The organism is Deltaproteobacteria bacterium (assembly GCA_003194485.1).
GTDB lineage: Bacteria > Desulfobacterota > Dissulfuribacteria > Dissulfuribacterales > UBA3076 > UBA3076.
Window position 1 is genome coordinate 1 of sequence record PQXD01000040.1, and the last position, 6,241, is coordinate 6,241.

At 47.7% G+C, this 6,241-nt stretch carries 5 protein-coding genes and 1 pseudogene; 4 read left to right on the forward strand and 2 right to left on the reverse strand.

Annotated features, from left to right (window positions below; all coding sequences use genetic code 11):
- Window positions 1-330 precede the first annotated feature (330 nt).
- Both C4B57_11355 and C4B57_11360 read right to left on the reverse strand, forming a co-directional pair.
- Entirely contained in the window at window positions 331-2,292 is a 1,962-nt protein-coding gene (locus tag C4B57_11355) for a glycoside hydrolase family 15 (GenBank protein ID PXF52156.1), read from the reverse strand.
- A 139-nt stretch (window positions 2,293-2,431) separates the two neighbouring features.
- Window positions 2,432-3,571 (reverse strand): hypothetical protein, encoded by a 1,140-nt coding sequence (locus C4B57_11360; protein PXF52157.1) that lies wholly within the window; start codon window positions 3,569-3,571, stop codon window positions 2,432-2,434.
- 501 nt (window positions 3,572-4,072) lie between these two features.
- Here C4B57_11360 and C4B57_11365 point away from each other — a divergent pair.
- The 4 genes and pseudogenes from C4B57_11365 to C4B57_11380 all read left to right on the forward strand — a co-directional run.
- Window positions 4,073-4,890, forward strand: a pseudogene (locus C4B57_11365) (TIGR02757 family protein).
- A gap of 373 nt (window positions 4,891-5,263) precedes the next feature.
- Window positions 5,264-5,515 (forward strand): hypothetical protein, encoded by a 252-nt coding sequence (locus tag C4B57_11370; GenBank protein ID PXF52158.1) that lies wholly within the window; start codon window positions 5,264-5,266, stop codon window positions 5,513-5,515.
- A 307-nt stretch (window positions 5,516-5,822) separates the two neighbouring features.
- Window positions 5,823-6,104: a hypothetical protein gene (locus C4B57_11375; GenBank protein PXF52159.1), complete on the forward strand. Its 282-nt coding sequence runs from the start codon at window positions 5,823-5,825 to the stop codon at window positions 6,102-6,104.
- Window positions 6,097-6,241: hypothetical protein (locus C4B57_11380; protein PXF52160.1), on the forward strand; the 145-nt coding region annotated here is incomplete at its 3' end. The genes C4B57_11375 and C4B57_11380, both read left to right, overlap by 8 nt.

Sequence of the window (6,241 nt, forward strand, 5' to 3'; positions counted from 1 at the left end):
TTAGATCCAGGATTCGCTATAGGTGAGAGTTCCGCCGGACCTTTTTATGGAGCTGTTACAGGCCCAGCAGGGAACTTGCGCCTTATAGGTACCTAAATGTTCAACTAGCTGTTTTTAAAAAAGAAATTATTTAGCTTGACAGGGGGAACATAGGATGTCCCACATTTTCCCCAGAGATGTTGATTGAACTGGATGCAGCCAGGTACATCCGGCCTTATCCGGAGTCTGACGATCCGTTATCAAGGTCATTGTCTGCCCGGGCGTTGAGAATGCCCGGAATGGAGCGGCCGGTATTTTAGCAGCCTTGCCAGGTGGTGCTTCCCGGTTCCGTCAGTCTTGTAAAGAGTTGAACTTTTCCGTATATCGTAAGACTGTCCATACGAAAGCGGAATGGCTCCATGTAAGCAGGGAAACAGAAAGAGGGTAACCGTTTACAGGGTGTACCTGCTCTGCAAGCACGCCGGAGGGAAGGGCATTTTTTGCACACCATTCAAGGTAAGGCAGGGCCTCATGAAGTTCCTGAAGATTTTCAGCTCGATCGATGAAGTATTCTCCCAACCAGAGCGTTGAGATAAACCAGGGATTGCCGGGGATGTCCTCCGGGCTGTCATCCTCCAGTTGATAGATATCATCCTGGTATCTGGCACAACCCCCGACAGGAGTATCCAGCCATAATTGCCCGCGTATAGCCTTCATCGTTTCGAACATTCGCGGGTCCCGGGGTGTAAGTACCCCCAGAGTCGTGAGGCCTAAAATGCTGATGTCAATTACTTCATCGAGTTCATAACCATTGTCCTTCCGGTAACCTGAGCGGGCGTATCTGTTCAGGCCGGGATGGTATAGATGCTCAACAAGCCCTTTTCCCGTTTGATCGGCTGCCGTGTCATATGTCTCAGCCAGGGATGTATCTTGAAAGAGTCTTGCAAAATTCGCCGCCGCCCTGAGGCCGGCAATCACTGCCGCGACGGTAAAGGAATGCACCCCGTAACGTTCTTCCCATAGATCAAAGGAGGGAATGGGCAGCAGGGTCTCAGGATCGCGGTGTGATACCAAAAAATCGGCGGCCTTTTGAATAAGTTCCTTGTAGAGAGGTCTTATGAATTCTATGTCCTTCGAGTACTGGTAGTGTATCCAAAGCGCCCACAGAATCAAGGCAGTCGAATCTTCCTGTATGGGAATCACTGCCTTTCCATCCACTAACCATGGATGCCAGTTGCTGGCTAATGATCCGTCAGGATTATAATGCTGGTAAAGATATCCTTCCTCGGATAGGACACGAGAGCAAAAATCGAAAAATTTCATACACACGTGCGTGTATCCGGCCTTTGCCAGAGCGGCGGCTACGAAAGCCCCGTCGCGGCCCCACATATAAGAATATGTATCTCTTCCAAAACGGACGATATCTGAGTCGGTTGCGGCGATGATTGCTCCCCGGTCGTCGATCTGTGTTCTCAAGATGAGGAGACTTCGATCGAAAATGTCAGTGACCGTCCTGGGAAGGTCGCCAAAAGACCTGGACTCTTTTTGAACCCACGCCGTCCAGTAATGCAACGTTCTATTTATAAGTTCTTCCGGCGCTGTCTCCGAAACAACCTGATTGAGTTGAGCCACATCATGGTATCGCAGGCCTGCAGCCACCCAGTAAAAGGCCGTTGCCCTCCCGCCCTGAGGCACGTACAGAGGCATCCCGATCGTGGAGTCGGCAGAGCCCCAGGCGACCGGATATCCGCTAAGCTCGCCATCCTCGGCGTCTTTCCATGTCCCCTCTCTCCCCGGCACCTCCTTGTCGCCGCATGCATAGCACCTTACGCCGCATCCCCCGGCCTCACAACAACTGATGAGAAAATACCGGTTGGCCTTGTAGTGTATAATGGAACGGGTTCGCGGATCAAAATAGGCCGTGTCTCCGATAGTATTGCCGTAGAGGTGAAAGTCGTGGCTGAAAAAAAGCCTCACCTGGCGCTCTTCCCCTTGCAGATCTTTCACTTCGACTTTCTTGATATATACATTCACGTCCATATCGACCACGTCAGAGCAGCGCAGCTCCAACCCCAGGGACGCATTCTTCAAAAAAACCTTGGTAACGAGGCCGTTATCATGATACCTCAGGTCCTTTTCCCATTCCGGGCCCATCCAGGAGCAGCGTCCGTCCACCCAGACCCCGAAACGGAACGGCCCTCCCTCTGAATGGTTCTCCTGGCCTATTAACGGGAAATACACATCCCTGATCCGATAATCCGGGTCAAAATTCAACAGGAGATTGCCGTTGCCTACCGGAATGTCTCTGGGCATATATTTATTCCTGGGTTGAGTGGTTCAACGTTCACGGTTTCCGGTTGAAACCCTGCCTGGCAAGAAGGATATCAGTAGACTATAACCTTTGAACCCTGAACCTGGAACCTGGAACCGATCATTTTAGGTTATTATATGACTATAGTGTGCCATGGTCGAAAGGTCTATAAAGATAGCCGGTTGACAGCCTGTTATCTGATATCTTATGGCCCTCTGCTATCTCTTGATACAACTCCGAATACTTCCCGGCCATACATGTAACGGAGAAACGATTCTGCACATGCCTCTGACATTCACGGGAATCAATGCTATTCATGTGACCAACCGCCCTAACCATGCCATCCAGAGAATTCACCACGAACCCTGTCTTTCCGTTCACCACTATTTCCGGAACGGCCCCTTTCTTGAGTGCCAGGATCGGGGTACCGCACGCCATTGATTCGATCAAGACCAGTCCAAACGGCTCGCCCCACTGTACAGGAAACAAGGTGGCCCGCGCATGCCGGTACCACTGTTTTTTTTGCTCTCTGTCGAGTTCTCCGATGTAGATAATCTGTTTGTCGCATGCCAGTAAAGGTTTTATTACCTTCTCATAATAGTCTTTATCAACGGGGTGTTTGGAAATGTCGGCAAACAGGTCGATAGAATGCTTCATGCCTTTGAAAAACTCCAGGTCTGCGGGCTTATTCTGCACACAGCCGGCAATAATGAGTTTAGCGCCGGTCTTTTTCGCAACTTCTATGGCCTTATCCTGTCCCTTGACCCGGGTTATCCTGCCTATAGTGAATAAATAGTCGCCTTTGGCCGGTCTTTCTTTGAAAGACCAGTCTTCTATTTCAATCCCATGATAGATGGTTTTGATATTCGCCAATCCATTATACTGCCGTTTTTGGTACTCGCTTATTGCCACGAAATGCATGGATGGATTCTGCATGATGTTGAGCTGTTGATACTGGTTTTTTTTAACACAACAGTCTTCGGCGGGCACGTGAAGGGTCATCACGATCGGCGGATCCGGATTGAATACACCGCTGTAAACGTAGTCCAGCCATCCGTGCATCTGGATAACATCAATGTCGCCCCTCTTTGCCCTTTCAAGCGCTTTCAAGAGGTGTACCTTAACGGCCATTTTTTGCTCCAAGGTGCCTTTACACACATAGTTACCGAAACTTTGCCGGACAGTTACGTATTGCTCCCCGGTAATACAGGAATCGGCAGGACAGGCAACTATGGACTTATGACCCAGGGACCGGAGTCCTTTATCAATATTGTATAACAGTCTCTATCGGACTATAACCCAGCCCAGGCCTGATCGGCTTGTCGATCGTCGCCACCTGCAGCACTGTCAGTCTTTTATGCCTTGTATTTGTTGTCATGATAGATTTTTGTCAAATAACAGGTTATACCTGCATTCCCATGTGATCATAAGACAACAACGCCGGCAGTATTGATGTTTACAATGCAATTATCCGGTGAATCATCTGGCTGAATACACCTCATCCGTTTCCGGGAAGAGAAACTGACAGGAAAGCTGAACTGATAGAAAATCGCTTTTTGAGCGATTCAGAAAGTCAGCCGGCAAGTACCATATCTAAAGGAAGGTTACTCTATAAGGATCAGGATGTCAAAACTTGCCGGGAATCGGCAAAAGTGGCTATTTGGCCATTTGCCGGTTTGGCAGATGGCCAGAGTCTGTGTTCGTCTGTGTGTGTCGAGCGAGCACAGCGAGCGGGTGGCCAATCTTCATGTCAAAGTATAACTGTGATAGAGTTGTCTGCATATGCCGCCAGAAATCTCTAAAGACAAATTCGAGGAGCTATACCGCCAGTACAATCGGCGCGAGTTTGTACATCCCGACCCCATAGAGTTCCTGTATCATTACGAGGACCTTTGTGACCGCGAAATCGTGGCATTTATTGCCTCATCGCTTGCCTACGGAAGGGTTGCCTATATTCTCGAAAGTATTTCCTCTGTTCTTGAACGGATGAAGCCAACTCCACGGGTCTTCTTGAAGCGGGCTTCCCTCAAGACCATGCGCTGGATCTTTTCCGGCTTCAGGCACCGGTTCACTGACGGCCAGAAGCTTTGCGCCATGTTATTCGGTGTAAAGGAGGTCCTGGAACGTCACGGTTCTCTTCAAGCATGTTTTTCAGCAGGGTTGAATGATGATGACGATACAATACTTCCGGCCCTTTCTACCTTTATAAGGGAACTGACCGCATGTGCCGGTGACAACCTGGATCACCTGGTGCCATCGCCCACCAGGGGCAGCGCATGCAAGCGACTCAACCTCTTCTTAAGGTGGGTGGTGCGCTCCGATGAGGTGGATCCGGGGGATGGGAAAATGTGTCTGCATCAAAGCTGATAGTTCCCGTTGATACTCATATGCACAAGATTTGTCGGTTGCTTGGGTTTACAACGCGGAAACACGCAGACATGCACGCGGCAACGGAGATCACCAGGGCCTTCCGAACCATTGCCCCTGCTGATCCGGTCAGATATGATTTTTCTCTGACCCGTCTGGGAATCCGGAAAGATGCGGATATGGCCGCTTTTGTGAAACAGTTCAGGGGCTTCTATATACAGCGTCATAAGTAATTGCCGATTTTTGCAATTGCTATTTCGCATAAGTATTTTGAATTACACATTAATTGTTGAAAGGGATCTATCAATTTTCGGCAGCTATGTCTGACGTCGTGTATAAAAAAGTTGTATGACATGGGTATGCTCCTTACATCCCCATACTCTAAGTGGTCTTAACGCCGATTATCTGCGCCAATCTGCGCCTGCCCGTAGTTCCGGAAGATGGTACCGGGGTCATCTGCTGAAGATACTAACGCAGGATGTGTAATATCTTGGTTATTCGTGTTAAAATAAAATTATTTCAATATTAAATTTAAACAGCAACATTATCAATTTGATAAAATCATAGAGTTATTCAGTATGCTAAAAAAATACAGGAGATAAACCAATGGACGAGAATCTACTTTTGCAACGCCTAACAGTAGATCCGAAAATTTTCAGCGGCAAGCCAATTATAAGGGGACGCCGGCTTGCTGTGGAGCATGTCCTCGGCATGCTGGCTGCCGGTGACAGCATGGAGACTATTCTTGAAGGATATCCATGGCTGGAACAGGAAGATATTCAAGCCTGCTTGGTATATGCGCGCAGAACGGTCGGTCATGAACGAATCGAAACACTCCCTTTGGAGTCTTATGCATGAAAATCCTTTTAGATATGGGAGATGTAAGTGACTAGCTTGATCTACCCTTTCTTTTTCTTTGCTATTAATTAATCTTCCCTCAAAATATTTCCGAAAAGTAAACAAAAAATCCCAATTTTGTTGCGCCTGAATCAAGTTCTTGGTATCTACTTAATAGACCCAATAGGAATTAAAAATCAGGAAAAGTGGAAGTGAGCTTCGTGGGAAAAAAGAGGGAGGAGAGATGGCACTAATAGCAAAAAAAGGGGATTTCAGAGGAGTGGTACATGCATTTCGATCCTTCCAAGAAACTTGACGACATACAGTAATAGAAATTGTAAGAGAAATCAGTCGGTTCGGTGAAATTATATATAGCTCCCATGTAAAACAACGTATGATCGAGCGTGGCTATACTAACCGGGATATAATCTACATCCTCAAACACGGCAGGATAACCAAAAAAGAGTTCAACCAAGACCGCCAAAATTGGAGATATACATTTCAGTGCGAAGACATGGATGGAACTCCTGGAGCAGTGGTAACGGCAATTTTGGATCATCGCACAATTTTATTGGTGACGGTATTAGGAGGGACAGAAAAAAATGAGTAAGACCTGTTTTCAATGCGGAGGGGAACTCCAGGTCAATAAGAACAAACCCTATCACTATACGGAATCCGGCCTGGATAACGTCGTACTTTTTGGCATTAACCAATATAAGTGCAAAGCCTGTAGTGAAACATTTGTGT

Coding starts and splice junctions, on each gene's coding strand:
- C4B57_11370 (PXF52158.1), top strand. CDS start 5,264: ATGGACGAGAATCTACTTTTGCAACGCCTAACAGTAGATCCGAAAATT.
- C4B57_11355 (PXF52156.1), bottom strand. CDS start 2,292: ATGCCCAGAGACATTCCGGTAGGCAACGGCAATCTCCTGTTGAATTTT.